The 21,602-nt window shown below is 40.9% G+C and carries 14 protein-coding genes; all 14 read right to left on the minus strand.

Annotation, left to right across the window (positions count from 1 at the left end):
* Positions 1 to 115: 115 nt before the first annotated feature.
* A complete protein-coding gene (gene spoIID / locus PLH43_RS08330) occupies positions 116 to 1,120 on the minus strand; it encodes a stage II sporulation protein D (RefSeq protein WP_324361985.1) in 1,005 nt (334 codons plus the stop codon).
* Between the two features lie 193 nt (positions 1,121 to 1,313).
* Positions 1,314 to 2,579, minus strand: a complete 1,266-nt coding sequence (gene murA, locus PLH43_RS08335; protein WP_324361987.1) for a UDP-N-acetylglucosamine 1-carboxyvinyltransferase — start codon at positions 2,577 to 2,579, stop codon at positions 1,314 to 1,316.
* A 64-nt stretch (positions 2,580 to 2,643) separates the two neighbouring features.
* Positions 2,644 to 3,396, minus strand: coding sequence for a YwmB family TATA-box binding protein (locus PLH43_RS08340; RefSeq protein ID WP_324361989.1), 753 nt, complete (start codon positions 3,394 to 3,396; stop codon positions 2,644 to 2,646).
* A gap of 262 nt (positions 3,397 to 3,658) precedes the next feature.
* The gene (locus tag PLH43_RS08345) at positions 3,659 to 4,519 is read right to left on the minus strand and encodes an S-layer homology domain-containing protein (RefSeq protein WP_324361991.1); all 861 of its coding nucleotides are present in this window, start codon (positions 4,517 to 4,519) and stop codon (positions 3,659 to 3,661) included.
* Between the two features lie 50 nt (positions 4,520 to 4,569).
* On the minus strand, positions 4,570 to 8,400 hold the full coding sequence (locus PLH43_RS08350) for a fibronectin type III domain-containing protein (protein ID WP_324361993.1): 3,831 nt from the start codon (positions 8,398 to 8,400) through the stop codon (positions 4,570 to 4,572).
* A gap of 15 nt (positions 8,401 to 8,415) precedes the next feature.
* Complete coding sequence (locus PLH43_RS08355) at positions 8,416 to 13,296, minus strand: S-layer homology domain-containing protein (protein WP_324361995.1); 4,881 nt, start codon at positions 13,294 to 13,296, stop codon at positions 8,416 to 8,418.
* 163 nt (positions 13,297 to 13,459) lie between these two features.
* The gene (locus tag PLH43_RS08360) at positions 13,460 to 15,211 is read right to left on the minus strand and encodes a DUF2325 domain-containing protein (protein ID WP_324361997.1); all 1,752 of its coding nucleotides are present in this window, start codon (positions 15,209 to 15,211) and stop codon (positions 13,460 to 13,462) included.
* A 549-nt stretch (positions 15,212 to 15,760) separates the two neighbouring features.
* On the minus strand, positions 15,761 to 16,165 hold the full coding sequence (locus PLH43_RS08365; protein ID WP_324361999.1) for a F0F1 ATP synthase subunit epsilon: 405 nt from the start codon (positions 16,163 to 16,165) through the stop codon (positions 15,761 to 15,763).
* An 11-nt stretch (positions 16,166 to 16,176) separates the two neighbouring features.
* Positions 16,177 to 17,571 (minus strand): F0F1 ATP synthase subunit beta, encoded by a 1,395-nt coding sequence (gene atpD / locus PLH43_RS08370; protein ID WP_324362001.1) that lies wholly within the window; start codon positions 17,569 to 17,571, stop codon positions 16,177 to 16,179.
* A gap of 81 nt (positions 17,572 to 17,652) precedes the next feature.
* A complete protein-coding gene (gene atpG / locus PLH43_RS08375) occupies positions 17,653 to 18,540 on the minus strand; it encodes an ATP synthase F1 subunit gamma (protein ID WP_324362003.1) in 888 nt (295 codons plus the stop codon).
* A 34-nt stretch (positions 18,541 to 18,574) separates the two neighbouring features.
* The gene (atpA, locus tag PLH43_RS08380) at positions 18,575 to 20,095 is read right to left on the minus strand and encodes a F0F1 ATP synthase subunit alpha (RefSeq protein ID WP_324362005.1); all 1,521 of its coding nucleotides are present in this window, start codon (positions 20,093 to 20,095) and stop codon (positions 18,575 to 18,577) included.
* Between the two features lie 60 nt (positions 20,096 to 20,155).
* Complete coding sequence (locus tag PLH43_RS08385) at positions 20,156 to 20,689, minus strand: F0F1 ATP synthase subunit delta (protein WP_324362006.1); 534 nt, start codon at positions 20,687 to 20,689, stop codon at positions 20,156 to 20,158.
* Between the two features lie 57 nt (positions 20,690 to 20,746).
* Complete coding sequence (atpF, locus tag PLH43_RS08390; protein ID WP_324362011.1) at positions 20,747 to 21,298, minus strand: F0F1 ATP synthase subunit B; 552 nt, start codon at positions 21,296 to 21,298, stop codon at positions 20,747 to 20,749.
* 27 nt (positions 21,299 to 21,325) lie between these two features.
* A complete protein-coding gene (atpE, locus tag PLH43_RS08395; RefSeq protein ID WP_069195641.1) occupies positions 21,326 to 21,547 on the minus strand; it encodes an ATP synthase F0 subunit C in 222 nt (73 codons plus the stop codon).
* Between the last annotated feature and the right edge of the window lie 55 nt (positions 21,548 to 21,602).

A 21,602-nucleotide genomic window follows, 5' to 3' on the forward strand; every position in this document is an offset into this window, starting at 1 on the left:
TGGCATCTTCTTTTTCAAAGATCATTTTGTTTCATTACAGGAATGCTCCATATATTATTGTTGCCGTATATGGCAGCAATATACATGAAGATGAAAAAATATTTAATTTTTAAAGTTACTGGCTGGATGCTTCAAAATTTTCGATGGTGTCAAGGTATATCCCTGTATAATAATGCTTTAGAATCTCCTCGTAGGTTCCGCCGTTTTTTGCCAGGTTGTTTGCTCCCCATTGGCTCATACCTACTCCGTGACCGTATCCAATCGTTGTTATTACAACTTCTCCGTTCTCTCCCTTTTCTATATTGAAATTTGTGGATCTTAGACCCAAAAGACTCCTTAACTCCGTACCCTTGATAACCACATCTTCTATTTTGATTTCCTTCACCCTTCCCGCCTTGGTTCTTTCCAATATTTCAATCTCATCTACCAGGTCTTCCGGCTCTAAATCCATATCCGGGTATTGATCCTTGAGCTTTTTCGTTATATCCTCTTCCTTAAACACAGCCGAAACCTTATATCCCTCACTTTTATCTTCGCCTTCACTCTTTACACTCTTTAGATAGGGTACTTCAACGCCTTCCCAGACATCTTCCGAATTCTCGGTCATTCCTCCGCTGTTTGCATGAAATACCGGATTTACCACCTTTTTGTCGTACAAAATGATTACTCCCTCGGTTTCCCTAACTGCCCTTTCAATTTTGCTCCAATTGTCAAAGGCTCTGAGATTTCCCCATTTTGCCATTGCATCCCCCTTTTTTGTCCATGCCTGGCAATGGCCCGGGTCGGTACAGATGTCGGCCCCCTTGTGGGTATCTTCTTTTGGCGAATAGAATTTTTTCATTCTCCCGTATACATAGGTACGGGCAGCAACTGCCTGTGCCTTAAGAGCCTCCAATTCAAAATCCGCAGGCATTTCAGCAGCAACCACACCTTTAAGATACTCTTCCAGGGACATTTCTTGAACTTCATCCGCGTCTTTTATATATACCTTTAGCGTCAAATCCTCTTTTTCCTCGGGTACAATATCCTCAATCACTGTACTGCACCCTTTTACAATAATCAGAGGAAGTATAACTACTATTATTGTCATTAACAGAACATATCTAACGAATCTTTTCATTGTCCGTACCTTTTCCCGAAGTTTAGTAGATTCTTCCATGTAATGCATGTCAGTAATAATAAATATGATTGCAAATCGCAAGTTATTCTTCTTTTACGGACAGTGAAAAGTATTAGAAGGGATAATTAAAGGACGAAAGGGTTAACCTTTACGTCCTTTAATATGTACTTCATTTTACTTTATAAAAATTTTATTAGTCTTCTTCCACTCTTTGAATGTTTGCTCCAAGGGAATTTAATTTTTCGTGTATTCTCACGTACCCTCTTTCAATATGCTCTATTTCCGTAACCTCGGTAACGCCTTCTGCTACAAGGCCAGCCAAAACAAGGGCAGCACCGGCTCTTAAGTCCGTTGCCCTTACCTTTGCCCCAGTAAGTCTGCTGTTGCCTTCAATAATCGCGCTTCTTCCCTCGATTTTAACGTTTGCTCCCATTCTTTTGAGCTCGGCCAAATGCATGAACCTGTTTTCAAAAATGGTCTCAATAACCATGCTGGTCCCGTCTGCCTTGGTCATCAAAGAAGTCATCTGTGCCTGCATATCCGTCGGAAAACCGGGATACGGATGGGTCTTTATATCAAAAGGTTTTATTGCATCGCCGGCTTTTACATGTATGCTTGAGAGCTCCTCAGATACTTCAACGCCCGCTTCTCTAAGCTTTGCAGTAATCGGCTTTACATGGTCGGGTACAATATTCTCAATAATTACATCTCCGCCGGTCACTGCTGCGGCCACCATAAATGTTCCCGCTTCGATCCTGTCGGGTATTACCGCATGATTGGTTCCTCTCAGTCTGTGGACGCCGTTTATCTTAATGGTATCTGTACCTGCTCCCTTTATATCGGCACCCATGGCAGTAAGATATGTGGCAAGATCCACAATCTCCGGTTCGATAGCTGCGTTTTCAATAATTGTCTGGCCCTCTGCCAAAACTGCAGCCATCATAATATTTTCCGTGGCACCTACGCTCGGAAAATCCAAATATATCTTGCTTCCTTTCAATCTTCCGTTTACTCTTGCTTCTATATAACCGTGACCTTGTTCTATTTCAGCTCCCATTGCCGCAAATCCCTTTAGATGCAAATCCACAGGCCTTGTACCTATAGCGCATCCTCCCGGGAGGGAAATTTTGGCTATTCCTGTTCTGGCCAAAAGCGGACCCATAACAAGAATTGATGCCCTCATTTTATTTACCAACTCATAAGGCGCTGTTGTATTTGCAATATCCTGTGTGTTAATGCAAAGCTTCGCCTTCTCTTCACAAAATCTAACGTCTACTCCAAAGGACTCTAAAAGCTCACACATAATTTTTACATCAGTGAGGTCCGGAACTTCCTCAATAATGCTTTCCCTGTCCCCTAAAATTGAGGCGGCAATAATAGGCAGAACAGAGTTCTTTGCGCCGCTAATCCTTACCTTTCCTCTTAAAGGCTTTCCTTCAGTTACAATTAATTTGGGCACGTCGATTCTTCCTTTCGTTTTTTTGTAATTTATCTTTTGTATTGACCTTGCGCGGCTGCTTTCATTAATATTCAACAGTTATCACAGGTGTCGCAAGCCATATGTATGTCCTGTCTTCGTAAGAATTATACCTGATTGCAATGTTCATATTCACCTTTTCGCCGTTTACCAGTATTGAGTTGTCAATACCGGGAGCAAAGGCCGAAACACTTATTAAATTGTTTTCTGCAATACCGTTTACCTTTTTAGCCCCTGCGCTTTTGAGTATTTTCTTGCTAATTTTGTTTAAATCCTTGTAATCCATCCTTCCTTCAAAATATCCGGTCATACATATATTTAATTCCGACTCAATTTTATACTTGTGAAAAACATTAATCAAATCATCATGTATGTCCTCAAGTCCAAATTCGTCAGGCCCTGAAGTAAGACTTAAAGAAATATAAGCTTTTTCCGGGTCTTTCTCACTTCTATTGGACTGGGCGCATATGTTTATCATCTTTCCTTTGCCAATAGTCCCGATTATCTCTATCTTGTCAATCCGGTCATTTGATATCAGCCTTCTTGAAAAAAGTTCGTTATTCTCCACATTTATATCTTTCGCAAGACTGTCAATGATTTTTGTCAATTCTTCAAAACTTTTTTCTGTTTTTGTCCATGCATAAAATTCGGTATTGGCAAGGGTTGCCCCCGACGCTATAAAAGCTTCTTTCAAGGCAGTTGAAGATGACCCTTTATTATAATATAGCTTTGCATACCCAATTGTAAATAGTATAATTAAGATTATTATCAAATAAAAGTGTTTAGACGAAAGTTTCATATATATCCCCCTCTTCTGCCATTTTGTACAGCTTCTTTAGAAATGGACGCAGCTATAGTAGAATTATTGCCTTTTTAAGATGGGGATATACATATATTATTTTTTAAGAACTGTTTGAAATTTTCAATTGCAAAAGAAGTGCCCTTTTGATTAACCACCTCCCAAAAAAGCGGCGTTGAATTATTGTAAACTTCTTTTGACGTAATGCAAAATCGTAAGTTAAATAGTTTAATGCAACAAAGGAGCTGGTTTCTTTTGATGTTTAATACGTGGAAAGTGCCCTGCTTACCATCATTGAACAGTTGGCCCTGTCTATTGGGGCTTCCTCGTTAAAATTCTTGTACAGACTGTCATTAACCGATAGAATACCTACATCAAACATTTTTTTTACTGATTTGCTGTACCATTTATCAGGATTTAATTTTGAATAAATTCCGTTTTTTGTGGTTTTAAAGTTAAACGCTCTCGCTATAACGGAACAGGCCTCAGCCAAAGTTATAGGGCGATCGGGTCTTACCGTCCCGTCCTCATAACCTGAAATCAATCCGTGTTTTGCTGCCACAAGTATTATATCCCTTGCCCAATGCCCGTCAATATCCGTAAATCCGAAAGTATCTTCTGCCGTTCCTTCCAGATTTAATGCCTTTACCAGAAGAACCATAAACTCTGCCCTGGTAATATTACTTTCGGGCCTGAAGGAACCGTCCGGCATTCCGTTCACAATTCCGGCATCATGGAGATGGGTAATATACTCCTTGGCCTCAATGCCTTTAATATCGTTAAAAGGTACCCAATCAGCATCGTCAATGTTTGAAAGGATTATTCTAAGCGGCGGAACTGCACCGGTCAAATCGTAGTCAAGATATGACCGGTTTTCTGTGTCAACCGTCTCATAACCTATATACAGCGTTTTGCCGTTTACCAGGTAATAGTAGGCAATGGCAATGCCTTTGCCTTTGTTTTTTTCTTTGTCTTCATCGGACCACTTTAGTGTTATCCTTATTTTGTTTTCATCAATTTGCCGTGTCTCATACACAGCTCCGTGAGCACTGACATTTTGAACACTCACAAGCAAAACATGCAATATTAATATTATGCTCACACACACCGTCTTTATATTCATTATTTCCTACCTCAAATCCTCTTTTTTAAAGTAGAAATCAACCTTGTTTTTTATTCCAATTCTCCAACATATACCAATAGTTTTTCAATAAGCACAAGAACTTCATGTCTTTTTATCGGCTCATTGGTCATTACCGTTTTACCGCCATCTCTTACCAACTCAAATCCATTTTTTTCAATGAACTCCGACTTGGTTTTTGCGTCCAACAGTTTTCCGGTTTTCAGCTCAAACAGCCTTATTATCATTTTATAAGCCTCACCCACAGTGCAGTTCCTGCTTGAAGCCTTGATGTCATTGGATGTAATAAATCCGGCTTTCAAAGCGTTGTTCATAAAGTCGCTTCCATACTCGTAATCCAACACATCCAGCATAAACTTTACTGTGTCTCCCAAAGAAGCATAATTGTCGGGTCCAAAAAGTCTTGTCGGCACACTTTTTAGCTCATGCAAGGATGCAACGTTATTTATGCTGGTCTCATAAGGATGATAATATATGTCGTCAAAAAAGTCCTTGTCCAACTCGGCTATCGCGGTATTTCCAAGTTTTAAGGTTTCAAAAGCAAGAGTTCCTATATTTCTGTCATAGTTGTAATCATATGCTGTTTGAAGCCTTTTCCACTTGCCGGTTTCTCCGTCGTATAAAAAGCCGGATGTCTTGCCTTCGGTGAACCTGTCGGTATCGTCATATTCCGAAAGAACCTTAAGAGGCTTTAGGACGGAACTTACAGGTATTACATTGCCGCCATCGACTACACCTATTTCTATTTTTATGGTCTCGGTTTTAAACATCATGTTCTTTACATTTGTTCCGGTATTACCCAGATGCGAAATGGTTATCTCGTAATTTACACCCGAAGCCTTTCCCGCCAAAGGATTGAAGTTTGCCGTTGTTATTGTTCCCGGTCTTATAACAAGGGAAAAATCTTTCATTTTAAAAGTAACATTTTCCGAAAGCTCGGTCAGGGATTTAAACACCTTGTCGGAAACTAGTATTCTCAGTTTTTTATATGCCTGGGGCGGATCATTGAGTTTGACCGTGACATCTAGTTTATTGTCATTTATTACATATTCTACAAATCTATCCGCATCAACCCCGACTATCTTAACATCCCAGACTCCATCTTTGACGGTTTTTGCTTTATTTACAAAATCACCGATTATGACAGTATCAATATCCTCGTCGGAATCATAGTCATCACTGCTTCTTCTAGTTCTCACAGTCACACTCTGGGTAGGATTGGATTTCAAATTTTTCGAAGGATCATAGGAATACAGCCTTGCATAATACCTGTGGTTCGACAAAAGTCCCCCCACGGTAAACTCCGAGGCCTTTCCCACCTTGTATTCCACAGCATCCTTGTAATCTACGTCACCGGCAACCTCAAGAATATACTCTAAATCCTCTTCCTGCATCCATTCATATGTAATACTGTTCTTTGTAATTGCATCGGAAGTGTTTTTAATACCGAATCCCTTTGGCGTATCCGGCGGAATATATGCAAGAGTCCTTACCAGATAGGAATCGCTCCACTCGGACTTTATTGTCTCTCCGTCTTTGCCGACAGCTTCCGCCTGTACCCAAAAATAATACAGGGTGTTTGGAGTTAAGCCTGTTATTCTGGTGTATATAGAATTTTTTAAATCTTCCGGAGTTACTTTCACACTTCCCGTTGCCGTATTTATATTGTCGGAAAGTCCGTATTTCAGATAGTAATTGTGTTCCGGGTTAAACTCCCAGCCCAAATCAATGTATGTGTCCGCAGCCACGTGATAGTTGAATGAAGGCACCACCGGCTTTTCCAAAGGAGGTATTATAACCGGGTTTGTTGTGACTATTATCGGGTCCGAAGGTTCGGACACAAGGTTTGCACTGGGTCTTGCCGCTCTCACCCATATAACATACACTTTATTGGGCTCAAGACCGGTAACTGTAATATCCACGTTGTGTTTTTTCCCGTCAGGATTGAGGTCCGGGTTTTCCCACGGGTCATTTGGATCAACAGGGAAATTAACTACTTTATCTGCCGGAAGATATTTGAGCTCATCATAGGACATGCCTTCCCTATACTCAACACATCCGACATTTATTTTTACACCGGAATCATAAGACACTTTTCTGTAATAAACATCATCCACAACGGACGGCTGAGGGTCAAAAGGAGGTACATCATTGTAATGAAGTTTTTCAGTGCGTATGTATTCCCATTTGTTTTCACTAAAATTATATTCTTCATACCACAGGTTTTTAATCTGTATTGTCACCGAACTTTCCGTAACCATGTTCTGCCCGTTCGAATCCTTCTTTACTTTAAGAGGCGGCTTTGCCGGCACATTGGGCTGATTTATCGGCTCATCGGCCGGAGTAATAATAACCTTTATGGCAGGGTCGGATATATATTCGACATTTTGGAGTATATCGTCAACATATTCAACAAACTGCTTCTTTGCAACTATTTTTAAATAATAGGTGGAGTTGGGAGTCAAATTCGAAACAACGTATTTATAGCCAATAAGGGCATCTCCGCTAATTATACGGTTGCTGCTTCCCATTGACACGCTCCAGGCAATTTTTTTGCTCTCCGGCGGGTTGTCAATAAGGTTCGGATCGTCTATAATCCATATGTCATAGGTAATATCATTGTCCACCTGCCCGTCCCCGCGGGTGGGAGCTTTCCACAAAATTGTCGCACTATTGGGTTTGAGTTCTTCATCATAGCTTATAATAGTCTCTCCCGGAGCTTTTTCAAATTTGTCCACCAATACGGGAGCCGCGGGATAAGAAGGAGCTTCCTGCTCTCTTACTATTATTCTTTCGGATTCTATCTTTATGCCTTCATATACATCAAGACCATCTCGGGTTACAATTGCCCTGATTATAAAGTAGTGTTCAGCCTCTCCGGGCGGAAGCGTGACAAAAAAATCGGTACCGTCCACAGCCGCCATGTATTGAGCCAGGTCGCTAGAGTCCACTCGCCCCCTATAAATCTGATATTTGACTTTTATGTTACTGTCGCTAAGTCCGGTAACAACAGGGCTCCACTCCAGCTTCCAAATAATCCCAGAGTCAGCAGAAGCTATTTTTGTGGTCTTAACCAAAATGTAGCTGCTGACAATAACGGTTGGGCTGTACGGATTCTTTTTGAGTTCGGAATCATTAACATCCGGCTCAATTCTGATGTAGTAAACCCTTCCCGGGTCTCTGGCTGTATGAATATACTCAAGCTTTCCTGTAGACTCATTCACCTTTACCGGCTTGTCCGGTCCTATCTGGTCTTTGCCTATGTATATCGGCGGTGTATTGGTGAAATTGCCGTTTTCGGAAATATAAAGCTTGTAGTCTATTCTGCCGTTGGTGTTCCAAACATCATCCCATTCTATCTTAATCTTGTTTGTAGAGATGGAATATGCGTCAACATCTATCTCGGTCAAAACCTTCACTCTGTTTGAAGCCGGCGATTCCGCGCTTCTGTACAATTTGCTGTCTTCGGCAAATGTGTGATAGGCAGTCGCATCCACATAGTAGATGGTACCTGAATTCAGATCCTTTAAGCGATACGAATCTAAATTTCCGGAAACATCCTTTGCCTTCAATGTACGGGGTTTGGCCGCCCTGTAAGGCTTTGATATTTCCTGCACGTAGAAGTTAAGGTATTTCGAAATGGAATAAGAGGGAAAGCTCACATTCCATTTAAAATCGACATAATATTTATCAAATTCACTATAGCCAATGGCAGGCTCCCCAGGATTTTGCGGTTCAATCCTAAGCTTTGAAGGAGCCGATTGAGGTTCTGTATCAATAGCCCAAGCTGTATTTATGATATTTAGTTGGATAATCAGGCTTATTAACAATATTAGTCCGATAGCTCTCTTAGCTCTTGTCATTTTCATCATGTCTCCTTATATTTCCTTGGTAATCTCAAGTATTTTTACAAAAGACTCTACCAGTTCTGCCCGGGTAACAGGTTTTTTAGGCCCAAATGCGCCATTTTCGCCAACTGTCATTACTTCCAAATCCAATACCAGCAGAACGGGTTTTAGCAAGCTACTGTCAACATCTCTTTCATCGCTTATATAGACATATCTTTTGGGTATCAGGCTCTGAATATTTACACCTGTCTTTTCACAATACACTTTCATTATTATTAAGGCTATTTCCTGACGGGTTATATCCCTTGTAACACCACCAACACCCACGAGGCTCTTAAGACCGTACTTTTCGGCCTTCTGGCTTATGGTAAGTCCATGACTTGTTCCTTCTTTGTTTGTAACCTTTTCATAAAGCAAAATTGCTTCCTTTACTTTAACATTATCCTCCGGATAGAAGGAGTCCAGATTACCGAAAACATCTCTTAAATCATATTTTGACATAAGAATTTTTATGTCCCCGGAATAGGAGTACCCATCCGGCACATCCGATGGAGCTGCCGCAAAAACGAGCACGGCGTATTCACCGGTTTTTATAGTGTTGAACAATGCGCTGTTTCCAATGTAAACCGTATTGGATGAAAGCTTTTTCCATTTTCCTTCTCCTTCGTACCATACTCCGGGAGTCTTCAAGCCTGGTTTATCGGTAAAGGTCAGCTTCGTCATCATAGGTTTGTCAAAGTCCTTTATTACTTTAGTGCCCACCACTATGGAGTAAGAGCCGCTTGTGGTGTCAATCCTGTTTTTGATAAATACTGACAAATCCTCCTCAATCTCTCCTATAAGCTCTAAAATCTCTTCATCAATATTAGTATATTTGCTTTTTTTGTTATCCCGGCTCAAAAGCTTATTAAGTTTTTCCTGAACGAGCCCCGATTCTTTGTTGTACAACTTGTTGTGTATTTCATCTCTGATTTGGGAATAGGTAAAGCTTGTCCCCACAGCTTCCAGGCTGACACTGTTTATTTGGGATGCAGCCTCGGCTCCCTCCGGCAAGCTCTTGGCCGATTTTTGCAAACGCTTTATGGTAAATTTATAGTATATTCCCTTGACATTTGAGTTGTCATGAAGAGCAACAACTTCTTTGCTTTCGGTATCAATAGTTCCCGGCCTTAAGGTGTACTCCGCACCTATGGTCTTAATTACAAGACTTGTGTTGTCTGTCTCCAAGACCTCTATCACACTGCCCGGAACATATACTACGTCCGTGCCGGCACCTTCATTAATATTGGATATATCCAAGGTAAAGGGATATGGTCCGTTGTTTTGAATTGCATTTACCATCCGGTCTTCTTTTAGAAGAAGCTTGTTGTAATTTCCGTTTCTTATATCAATTCTCCAGTACAGCGCCTCCTCAAACTCTCGGATTTTATCCAAAAACTTTGCTTCTTTTTTATTGTTGTTGTCCTCTTCGTCGTAATCATCCTGGTTGAATTCCGTTCTGACTTCAACAGGCCCTATATATTTTGAGTATGAGACAATAGTTGAATCCACAGGGTCAATCCTTACTGCGCGTACCTTGATATAATATTTTGTGTTGGACTTAAGCTCCTCATGCTTTATACTTCCGTCCTGCATTTTTACAGGATACGTCTTTATTCTTGCATAGAAGTATTCATAGTTCATGGTATTTGCTTTGGGGTCTTTTTCTTTATAATACGGAAGTATCTTTCCGTCGTAATTTATATATTCCTCCAGGTCCTCATCGGAAAGCTCAATATAGTCATCGTCTGCCAAGGTTTTTATTGCAAGCTCGTACTTGTATCCCGGAAGACCTCTCCACTTGGCTTCCAGCTCGTGGCCTCCGTCCCTTGTTTTCAAGGATTGGGCCGTAAAGACCGGTTCGCTTTTATTTTTCTTATATACATTTATATCGTAAGCTGTATCAAATTCAAGGTTTGAAAGCCTTACATAGTTGATTGCTCCCAACCTCACTATGGTGTACCTGTTTCTTGCCACCTGGCCGAATTTCAAGTCATCTTCCGGTTTTATGTATATACTGTAGTCTTCCGTCCTTGCATTAATATCACTGTCATTAAAGTAAAATCCCAACTGTGCGTCTTTAACCGCCTCCAGCATGGACGGCTGTTCTATCAAAATTGTGGTAACCGGGATTGAAACCCACAAGCTGTAATTTGTGGGATCACTACTCTTTACCGCTCTTATGCTAAAGTAATAAAGCCTATTCGGAAACAGCCAGGAATCTACTGTATACCTCAACTGTTTGGTTAGGGGATCAAGCTCAAAGTTTTTGGCAAGCACCGGCAATGAAGGGTCTAAGATTACATTTCCGAATTCAGCATTAAAGCTTTGGTATATGGCATCCTCCGAGCCGTCATAGTCCCCTTCGTTGGGCTCGACTCTTCTTGAAGTGCATATTATTTCATAATATACGTCATTTTCCGCCCAGTTCCATGAAAATACCACGCTCAAGCTGTCAACCAACGGATTTCCCTTTTGATCTTTTGCAATATTAAAATCCGTTGGTGTAAGAGGTCTCTTTGCGGATTCATCCGGTTCTCCCATCACGCCCCGAACCGTAGTCACCGCAAGAATTGCCGAAGGCTTTGATATTTTGTCCTCGGACAGTGTACTTATCGACAGCCTTGTCTTTATTACAAAATAATATGTGGTATTGGGTCTTAATTTTTCTCCAAAAAGCGTATAACCATCCGTTCCGGGAGAGAAATTGCTTATGGTGGCTCTTATCGAGCTACTGTCGTCATTTGTCCCTACAAATAACACATCACCTTTCGGATTTTCAGTACTTCCCACAAACTTAAATGAGGTTATGTCCGTTCTTGTGCTCATGTATAAATCATAATAAACAGCTTTTGAAACCGAAGTGTCCGCCACATAGTTTTTCCAATTGATGTTGAGCTTGTCAAACTGCAGCTCTATGTAATTTGATACAATAACCTGCTGAGTATCCTGGTCAATCGTAACATTAGCATCATTTTTTGTAACCACAAAATTCTTTGGAAGAGGAACGTCCATTTCTTGCGCTGCACGGGTTGTAAAGCTTACTATTACAGATTTGTCGGACATTTCTTCAATATTGGTGGTGTTTCTGTTGGCTGCGCTTGTTGTATACATCTGCATATAATATACTTTGTTGGGCAGCAGGAAGTCAGGATAACCTTCGGTATTATCGATACTCTCTTCTACGATTACAGGATTGCCGCCAGCATCATATCCTGTAAAATACTCACCTTTAAAGAGCTCAAATCCTTTTATTGTATACTCCAGGCGGTTTCCCACCTCTTTTACAGCTTTTGAAGAGAAATATATCACCCTTCTGTATTTTAGTGGGAAATACCCATAGGAAGTATCGTCATCCCTTAGTTCCGGATACGGTTCGGTGGTTATTTCCTTCTGACTGGTATTTAACAGTACATGGAAAACCATATCCTTGTCAGTATCGGTATTTGTTTTGATTTCATTCCAGTTGGCCGGTTTTTCCCAGGAAATCGTAATGTTGCTGGACTTCTGGAGCACCTCTTTACCGTTGGCATCTATAACTTTTCTGGTCACCAGCTCTCTGTCAACTATTGTTATACCGCTGGGTACAGACCACTTGCTTGAGTCCTCCCCAAGAGCATAGGGCAATTTTCCGGACTCAATTCTGTCAATGGATGTCTCCGTTTTTACCACTATTCTATAATAAATTGTATTGTTTTGGCCGGTACCCGATATGACAGTCAGAGCACTGTCGGACCCTTGCACAAAAAAGCTGTCGTCCAATGTCTTCCTGACAGTCCAGTCCCCCGGTATCGTTGGGTCATCACTGGACTGTATTTCATAGAACATCCTTGGCATATTAAGGCTTCCCTGATTTACCTTGTATACCTTTACATAAATGTTGTTTGAGGAATCGCGAGACAGCTGAAATCTTATTGGAGTATAGGTATAAGGAAAGCTTCCCGAAAGAATACTTCCGTTCATGTCCGAAGGTTTACCCACAGTAACGGCGTATTTTGTCTCTTTGGCATCATTATAAAAGGCAGGTTTAATATTCATATAATAAACCGTACCGGGGAGAATATCCCCGTCCGGAAGACCGTTTGTCTCCAAAGGAGGAATTTCGGCATTTGCGTCTTTTCTTCCAATAAGGTCAACACTCATATAACCGTTTGAATCGGGTCCCAAAACAGAGGCTTTTACGCTATCATTACCCGAAACATGGGCAGTATAGCCGGAAGCCGAATACTCAATTATTATCGCAGACTGGGAAGATCCGCTGTTTAGATTGCCTGCGTTGGTGGAAATGTTTATCCTAAAGTTCAGGCTTGTAATGTCCAATCCATTGCCGTACACACTATTTAAGCTATTCTTTATGTAAGTTACCGCACCGGGTTGGCCGGCATTAACAACACCGCCGCCATTCCAGACCTTCGGCATCATCCACTTAAGGTTCAGTCTCGGCTTGTCGCCAATCTCAAAACCTCCGCCCGGAAGGGCTGTCCTCGTCTGCTCAACCCTCGATGCCATAAATGTAATGCCCGGAAGGAAAAACAAAAGACCTTCGGCTATTACACTTGCAGAATTATTTAATAATTCCACACGAATATCATATATAAAGTCGCTGTCCAAACCGGTTATTGTATATTTATTTACGCTGTCATTGATTTCGATGGTCTGAGATCCCCCATCGGGCATGTGATAGCTTATGCGAAATGACTTTGTGCCCGCCACATTATCCCAGCGTATATTTAAATCTCCATTTGAAAAATCATCAACATAGATATTTATCGGAATCGGGGCAGCAAAAACATTCAATTGTGAAAAGGGTAGAAAAATATTAAGCAAGCATACTGTAATTGCCATGGCAAGAATTTTTTCAAATCGCTTCATAGGAACCCCCCGCCTTGCGGCCTGTAATAATTTTACACAAGCTATTTATATTGTAAGTAAAAATTACTGTTATTTCCTGCGAAATTATGCCTATAATAGCTTTATGTCATATTATTTATCGGCTAATTACAGTATACATTTAATATTGATTGAAAGCCTGTTCCTATCTTGCCGTACGAATTTCTTTCCAGCTGTTCTCCGCCGCAATAACCTGCTCTAATATTCTGTTGGCCCCGTCAAATTCCGAATAGACAACAGGAATATCAGTTATCTCTTTCTTTACTCTCCACATATTGTCATGAGATATATGGGAGGTGACCACCACTACCACATCGGTATCCCTAAGCTCATTGCTGATTTTTGCCCACGGTTCAAACCCCTCCAGTACCTCTGCCTTGTATCCGAATTTTAAAAGGCATAATTTATATGAATTCTCGTAGGCTTTATTTCCCAATATCAAAACCTGCTTTGTTACCTCAATCCTTTCCTTTTTGCTTACCCTCTTAAAGGTACTGATATTGGAAACATTTCTCTTTACAGTGTCGGCCTCCTGGCCTTCTCCGTCATCTTCTATACCGCAGAAATTGTTATTTTCGTCCACATAGGCCACCTGGCCCGGCCTTAAATAATCCGGCGCATCATTTATTATCACAATCTCGCCGGACAGTTTTTTAAGAAAGGTCAGTCCATCTTTTATTTCCACAGTACCATATTCAAACTTGTCGTAAAACGAAGATAGAGTATAGAATTTGCACGAAGTCAAGGTATGTACTATACTTCCCTCTTGAAGGCATAAAATCTGCTGCTCTTTAAAGGTGACTCCTTCAGTATCCATATCCTTGAAAAATTCCTTCCCGGTTTCAATATCCCGAAGCAAAACTCCATTATCCAGAATTTTAAGTACAAAGGCCAGTGTGTGTCCTTTGGCTTTTGCCGACATCATAAAGCTGTCGGCATTGTGCTTTACCTGTTTGTAGAACCTCAAAAAGTTGTTTTGACTGTCGACAGATACAATGTTTTTATCCCTAAGCTGCACATTGGAAGGAATATTATTAAGCTTTACCAATACGTTATCGCCCTTGTCGATAAAGACCTCCGAATCTTTCAGCATAACCACGGCAAAGCTTGCAGCATTTGAACTTGCTGTCTCATTGTCATTTAACCAATAGGGAAAAGCATACTGAAACCGGTTGTATTCGTCAACCAGCACAAACTGATTTTGAGCCAGATATATGGAAACGGGTATGTCAAGTATCTCTCCTTTTTCCTTGCCGGGGAACACCACATAATGCTTGCCGTCCTCTATCTGACAATAACCGATTCTTGGAGTCTGACTTACTTTTATATATTTTTTTGCTTTGGTCTGTTCAACATTTGAAGGTGCTGCCAAAGGCAAAGCCGCAGGCCTTGGGAACTTCACAACTGTCGGTTTGTAAACTGTCTCTATGACCAGAAGGTCCCTGTCATATTTTTTACATTGAATCAATTCAATGGGTCTCTCTATTTTGAGCACCATGTACCGGTCATACCTTGAAAAATCCCAGCCGATACAAAAAACACCAGCCTTTTCCCAATCAATGCTGTCAATAACCATATTGGGAATGGCTTTTGACACCAGTTTGATAATCAAGTTCTTGTTGTTTGTTATCCAATCAAGATAAAATACGGCTTTTGCTACCATACTTTCTCTTGGCACTGACTGAAAAAGGACAATCAAAGGGTTGTTTTCACTACCTAAGGCAATAATATCCACCCGCTCATTTTCTCCGGTATGGAAGTCCGACTCTATAATCCGTATATTAAGCAACGACTCCAAATTGTCTTTTATCTTGTCTCTAATCGAACTGTCTATATGCATATTATGCTCCGTTATCTCTTTAAAAGTTTTAATGTCAAAAAGTCTTGCTCCATCCATATATATCCACCTTTCACATCTATTAACCGCTTCTGTAAACCGTAGGCCGATACACTACGGCCAAATTTCATATATTATCTCGATTACTTTATAAACCTTGCACTGTTTTGAGTTTAATTCCAAGTTAAATTTCTTTCTTACTACTAATATGCTATTTACCGGCCGAGTCTTTCATTCTATAAAGTATGTAGCACATTTGATATAAGTTGCATTATTATCCCATAATATTTATTTTTATTATCAAAATGTAAAAATTGTAAGTGAGACTTAAATATATAAGCACAAACACATCAAGAGACTTTTCAAATTGCATCAGTTGTCCCTTCCCAATGCTGCTTGTGCAATATGACGCCAGCCGTTTCAAAGGAGAAATTTTGTTTTTAATCCCACTTGGTGAAAACTTCGAATCGGTACAAAGATATTATTCCCTGAAATGTGAATAGTTAATCCAAGCAAGGTAAAAAAACCTTGCTTTCTATAGAAAATTTACAAAAAGACAAAAAAGAAGGGCATTATAAAATATTGCTTTCGATAAGTCATTGTTTTAAATTATAATTTTCCTTTTACCTTAAGCCTTGCCATTGCTCTTGCCAAAGCAGCTTTAGACTGAATATACTCAGCCTCACTCCGCCGTCTTTGGAGTCTTTCTTCAGCCCGCGCTTTCGCAGCCCTGGCCCTGTTTACATCTATTTCATCAGGCCATTCTGCCGTATCCACAATAATAATTGCCTGGTCCTGCTTTACTTCCATAAATCCTTCACTTAGGACAGCTTCAAACCATTTGCCGTCCTTCTTGATTTTTATTGAGCCAATATCAATAACTACAACAGTAGGAATATGTCCTTTCAATATTCCCATTTCTCCGGTAGGGGTTTTTACAATAACGCTCTCCACATCACCCCAAAAAAACTTTCTTTCGGGTGTCAGGATTTCCAAATAAAATGTTGATGACAAAATAACACCCCCTACATTCCCTTTGCTCTTTCGTACACTTCATCAATGGTTCCGGCCATATAGAATGCCGCCTCGGGAATATCATCCATTTTACCCTCAATGATTTCTTTAAAGCCCCTTATTGTGTCCTTTATGCGGACAAACTTGCCTTTATATCCCGTGTAGGTCTCAGCCACAAAGAACGGCTGGGAAAGAAACCTTTGTATTTTTCTTGCCCTAAATACTATGAGTTTGTCTTCTTCCGACAGTTCATCAAGCCCAAGTATCGCAATTATATCCTGAAGCTCCTTGTATCTTTGCAAAATTTCCTGTACCTTTCTTGCAACCGTGTAGTGTTCATCGCCGACAATTCTTCTGTCCAATACCCTTGAAGAAGAGTCTAAAGGGTCAACGGCAGGGTAAATTCCCTGTTCAACAATATGCCTTGACAATACAGTGGTAGCATCAAGGTGAGTAAAGGTTGTTGCCGGAGCAGGGTCCGTCAGGTCGTCAGCCGGCACATAAACCGCCTGTACCGAAGTAATTGACCCTTTCTTGGTAGAGGTTATTCTCTCTTGCAGGGCACCCATTTCCGTAGCCAAAGTAGGCTGGTATCCCACAGCCGACGGAATTCTCCCCAAAAGAGCCGATACTTCGGAACCTGCTTGAATAAACCTGAATATATTGTCAATGAAAAGAAGCACATCCTGGCCCAGTTCATCCCTGAAATACTCTGCCATGGTAAGTCCGGCAAGGCCCACCCTCATTCTTGACCCCGGGGGCTCATTCATCTGTCCGAACACCAAAGCGGTTTTTTCTATAACTTTAGATTCATTCATCTCATTCCAGAGGTCATTTCCTTCTCTCGTTCTCTCTCCAACTCCGGTAAATACGGAATATCCTCCATGCTCTGTTGCAATATTTCTAATAAGCTCCATTATAAGCACTGTTTTTCCGACTCCAGCACCGCCAAACAAGCCTATCTTTCCTCCTTTGGCGTAAGGAGCAAGAAGGTCAATTACCTTTATTCCCGTCTCCAAAATCTCCGTTACAGGTTTCTGCTCATTGAACCCCGGTGCCTCTCTGTGAATCGGAAGATAGTCGGTTGCTTTTACTTCTCCCTTGCCGTCAACGGGCTGGCCCATCACGTTAAATACTCTTCCCAAAACCTCTTTGCCCACCGGAACTTTTATCGGCTCTCCGGTGTCAATAGCCTTCATTCCTCTTTTCAGCCCATCGGTTGAAGTCATTGCCACGCACCTTACTGTGTCATTTCCCGTATACTGCATCACCTCGGCAACAACGTCAATTCCTTCTGAATTGATTTTTATAGCATTGTATATCGATGGAAGTTTTTCTCTCTCAAATCTTATATCTATAACAGGTCCGATTACCTGTACCACTGTGCCTACGTTCTCGGCCGCCATATTGCTTCACTCCATTCGTTCCTCTTCTAGTATGAATTCGATTATATAAAATTTAACCGTTATAAAGTTTAATCGTTCTTTCTATTTCAAGGCTTCCGCCCCACCGACTATTTCGGTAATATCCTGCGTTATTTTTGACTGCCTTGCCCTGTTGTATAAAAGATCCAGCTTCCTTAGCATATCGTTTGCATTGGAAGTGGCATTATCCATTGCGCTCATTCTGGAATTCTGCTCGCTTGTAAAGGATTCCACAAAGGTTCCGTATACCACTCCTTTAACATATTTTTGAACCAATATGTTAAATACAAATTCAGGGTCCGGTTCATACTCCATGCAATCGTCCAGTATCCTGCCGCTATTTTCACCGATTTGAAGCTGTTCCTTCAAAGTATCCAGCTCCAAAGGCAAAAGCTTTATGATTTTCGGTTCCATTCTCACACTGGAAAACATATGAGTATAAATTATATATATTTCATCGAAAACCCCTTTGTCAAAAAGGTCCAGAATGATTTCCGTTATTTCTCTTGCCGTATATATACTGGGATTTTGAACCGGATAGTCAAATTCCATATATACGTTGTACTTATTTTTTACGAAATGGTTTCTACCCACATTTCCGGCAATGAACAGCAAAGCTTCTTTGTCTTGTTTAAGATGCTCTTCCGTAAACTTAATTATGTTGTGGTTGTAACCTCCGGCAAAGCCCTTGTCTCCCGTAATAACGATATAGGCCTTTTTTATGTCTTCTGCGCCTTCCCTTTCATGAAAGTACTTGTTTCCTATTTTCCCGCTTCTTAAAAGAATATCCGCCATAGTGGACCTGACCTTTTCAAAGTAGGGGCTTGCCTGTTCTAACTGCTTCTTGGCCTTTTTCAGTTTTGCCGCCGATATGAGCTTCATTGCGTTTGTAATCTGTTTGGTCTCCTTAATGCTCTTCATCCTGAGCTTTATTTCGTTTATATGAGCCATCTTAAATCACCGTCTCTATATTTTTGAAATCCAGTTACTTCTTTGTTCTTACGTACTGCTCCTTAAACTCCTCTGCGGCTTTCTTCAGCATACTCTCTATTTCCTCACTGAGGTCCCCTGTACTTCTTATTGCATTAGCGATTTCGGGATAATGGCCGTTTACAAACTTTACAAACTCCTTGTTAAAGCTTCTGACTTCCTTTACCTGTAAATCCATCAGATACTTGTTTGTAGCCATATAGAGCACTATTACCTGATCTTCCACCGGCATAGTTGCACGCCTTGACTGCTTCAAGCTCTCTACCAGTCTTTCTCCCTGTACGAGTTTATCTTTTGTGGCCCTGTCAAGGTCTGAGCCAAACTGTGCAAACACAGCCAGCTCCCTGTATTGGGCAAGGTTGATTCTAAGTGCCCCTGCAACCTTTTTCATGGCCTTGATCTGTGCCGCACCGCCAACTCTCGAAACTGAGAGTCCGACATTTACGGCAGGCCTCTGTCCGGAATAAAACAGCTCCGTTTCAAGATATATCTGACCGTCGGTTATAGATATTACATTTGTCGGAATGTATGCCGAAACGTCTCCCACTTGGGTCTCAATTATAGGCAAAGCGGTTATTGAGCCGCCCCCCAGTTCGTCGCTAAGCTGTGCCGCCCGCTCAAGAAGCCTCGAATGAAGATAAAATACATCACCGGGATAGGCCTCTCTTCCCGGCGGTCTTCTCAAAAGCAATGACATTGCCCTGTATGCAACGGCATGTTTGGACAAGTCGTCATATACTATCAACACATCTTTATGATCGTTGTACATAAACTCTTCCGCAATGGAACAGCCGGCATAGGGTGCTATATACTGCAGTGTGGGCATCTCACTGGCTGTAGAAGACACCACCACTGTATATTCCATGGCTCCTCCTTCCTCCAAAGTGCTTACCACCTCAGCAACTGAAGAAGCCTTTTGACCTATGGCAACATAAATACATATAACATCCTTGCCCTTTTGATTTAGTATTGTATCCACGGCAATTGCAGTTTTACCGGTCTGTCTGTCCCCTATAATAAGCTCTCTCTGTCCCCTTCCTATGGGAACCATTGAGTCAATTGCCATAATTCCGGTTTGAAGGGGTCTGTTTACCGGTTTTCTGTCCATTACCGACGGGGCCGGATATTCTATTGGTCTAAACTTTTCCGTATCAATTTTCCCTTTACCGTCCAAGGGATTTCCAAGGGGGTCAATTATTCTTCCGATAAGGGCCTTTCCCACTGGAACCTCAACTGTCTTTCCCGTCCTCTTGACCAATGTCCCCTCTTTTATCTCTCTCTCTCCGCGAAACAGCACGCAACCTATGTTATCCTCCTCCAGGTTCATCGCCATGCCGAATACACCGTTCTCAAACTCCAGAAGCTCTCCCGACATGCAATTGTTCAGCCCGTATATCCTTGCAATGCCGTCCCCTGCCTGCAATACATATCCCACATCATCAACATGAGATTTATTGCCATATTGATCTATCTGTTGTTTTATTATCGAACTTACCTCTTCAGGTCTCAAATCCATTGTCAATCACCCCAAGCCAAAAAGCCTTTCATTAATAATTAAACGCTTTTTATATAAAATTTATTTTAGCATCATTTCTTTCAAACTCGTAAGTCTTGCCTTAATTGAATCATCAATAACCTTGTCGCCTATCTGTATTTTGATTCCGCCAATCAAGGATTTGTCAATTACCACTTTGGCTTTTGCACTAGCCTTGTTGTAAAGTTTTTTATACTTTTCTTTTATTTTATCAATCTGCACATCCTCCAGCGGAAATGCAGAAATTATTGTCATAATCAGTATATTTTTCCTTTCATCTGCAAATCTAATATACTCATCCGTTATTCCCTTGATATTCTTAAGTCTTTCTTTATCCATAAGAAGCATTAAAAAATTTACAACCTCTTGTTCAACCCTACCTTTAAGCACATTAGTTAAGGCCTTTTTTTTACTTTCCATCTTTACCTTAGGGTCAAGTAAAAAGGTATAAAATTCCGGGTTTTGTTCAAACAATTTTAAAATTGCGTTAAGACTATTCAAAACCTTGTCTGTTGAACTCTTTTCTTCGGTTACATCTATTAATGCCTCTGCATACCTGGTATTGACCAGCTGCATTGTCTTCACCTTCCTAGCAATACACAACATTAATCCCGGCAAAAATTTTTATATAGCTTATGCCACACCCTGTTCATCAATAAATTTGTTTACCAGCTTCCTGTTTTCTTCAGTGTCCATGTTTGCTTCCAAAACCTTTGATGCTGCCTCAAGTGCAAGGCTCACAACTTCATTTCTGATTTCCTTGAGAGCCTCATTCTTCTCCCTCTCAATATCTTCCTTTGCCTTTATCTTTAGTGCCTCCGCCTCATCTTTGGCATCGCGGATTATTCTTTCATATTCCTGCCTTGCTCTTTCCTCTGCTTCTTTAATTATCTTCTGTGCCTTTGCACATGCCTCATTAAGCTCGCTTTCATATTTGTTTTTGAGCTCCAAAGCATCGGATTTTTCCTTTTCTGCTTTTTCCATCGATTCTTTTATGGCATTTTTTCTATTCTCCATAAACTCCCACATCGGCTTGAAAAGGAGCCTTTTTAATATCAAATAGAGTATCACAAGATTTAATGCTGTATAAATAAATGTGGGAATGTGTATAAACTCCGATATCACAGGCAATAGCACCTCTCTTTCTTTGCTGCAAGAGACTGTTTCTCTCTTGCAGCATTGTATTTCCTACACATCTTTTAGCTCCCTTTCTTATTTCAACAAAACCATTAACAGCGCTATTACAAATCCGTATATTGCAGTTGCTTCTGCCAGCGCCGCACCCAAAACCACAATATTTCTTATCTTGTCTGCAGCCTCAGGCTGTCTTGCCACAGCATCCACTGCCTTGGATGTTGCCACGCTTATACCTATTCCCGCAGCCACTCCTGTGAGTACACATATACTCGCCGCAATTGCTACTATTCCTGCCATATAATCACCTCCCTAATATTTCTTCATTTTTCTCTCGTTTTCTCACTCAATCATA

Origin of the sequence: Acetivibrio sp. (genome assembly GCF_035371925.1) — a bacterium.
In the GTDB taxonomy this organism is placed as follows: domain Bacteria; phylum Bacillota; class Clostridia; order Acetivibrionales; family Acetivibrionaceae; genus Hungateiclostridium.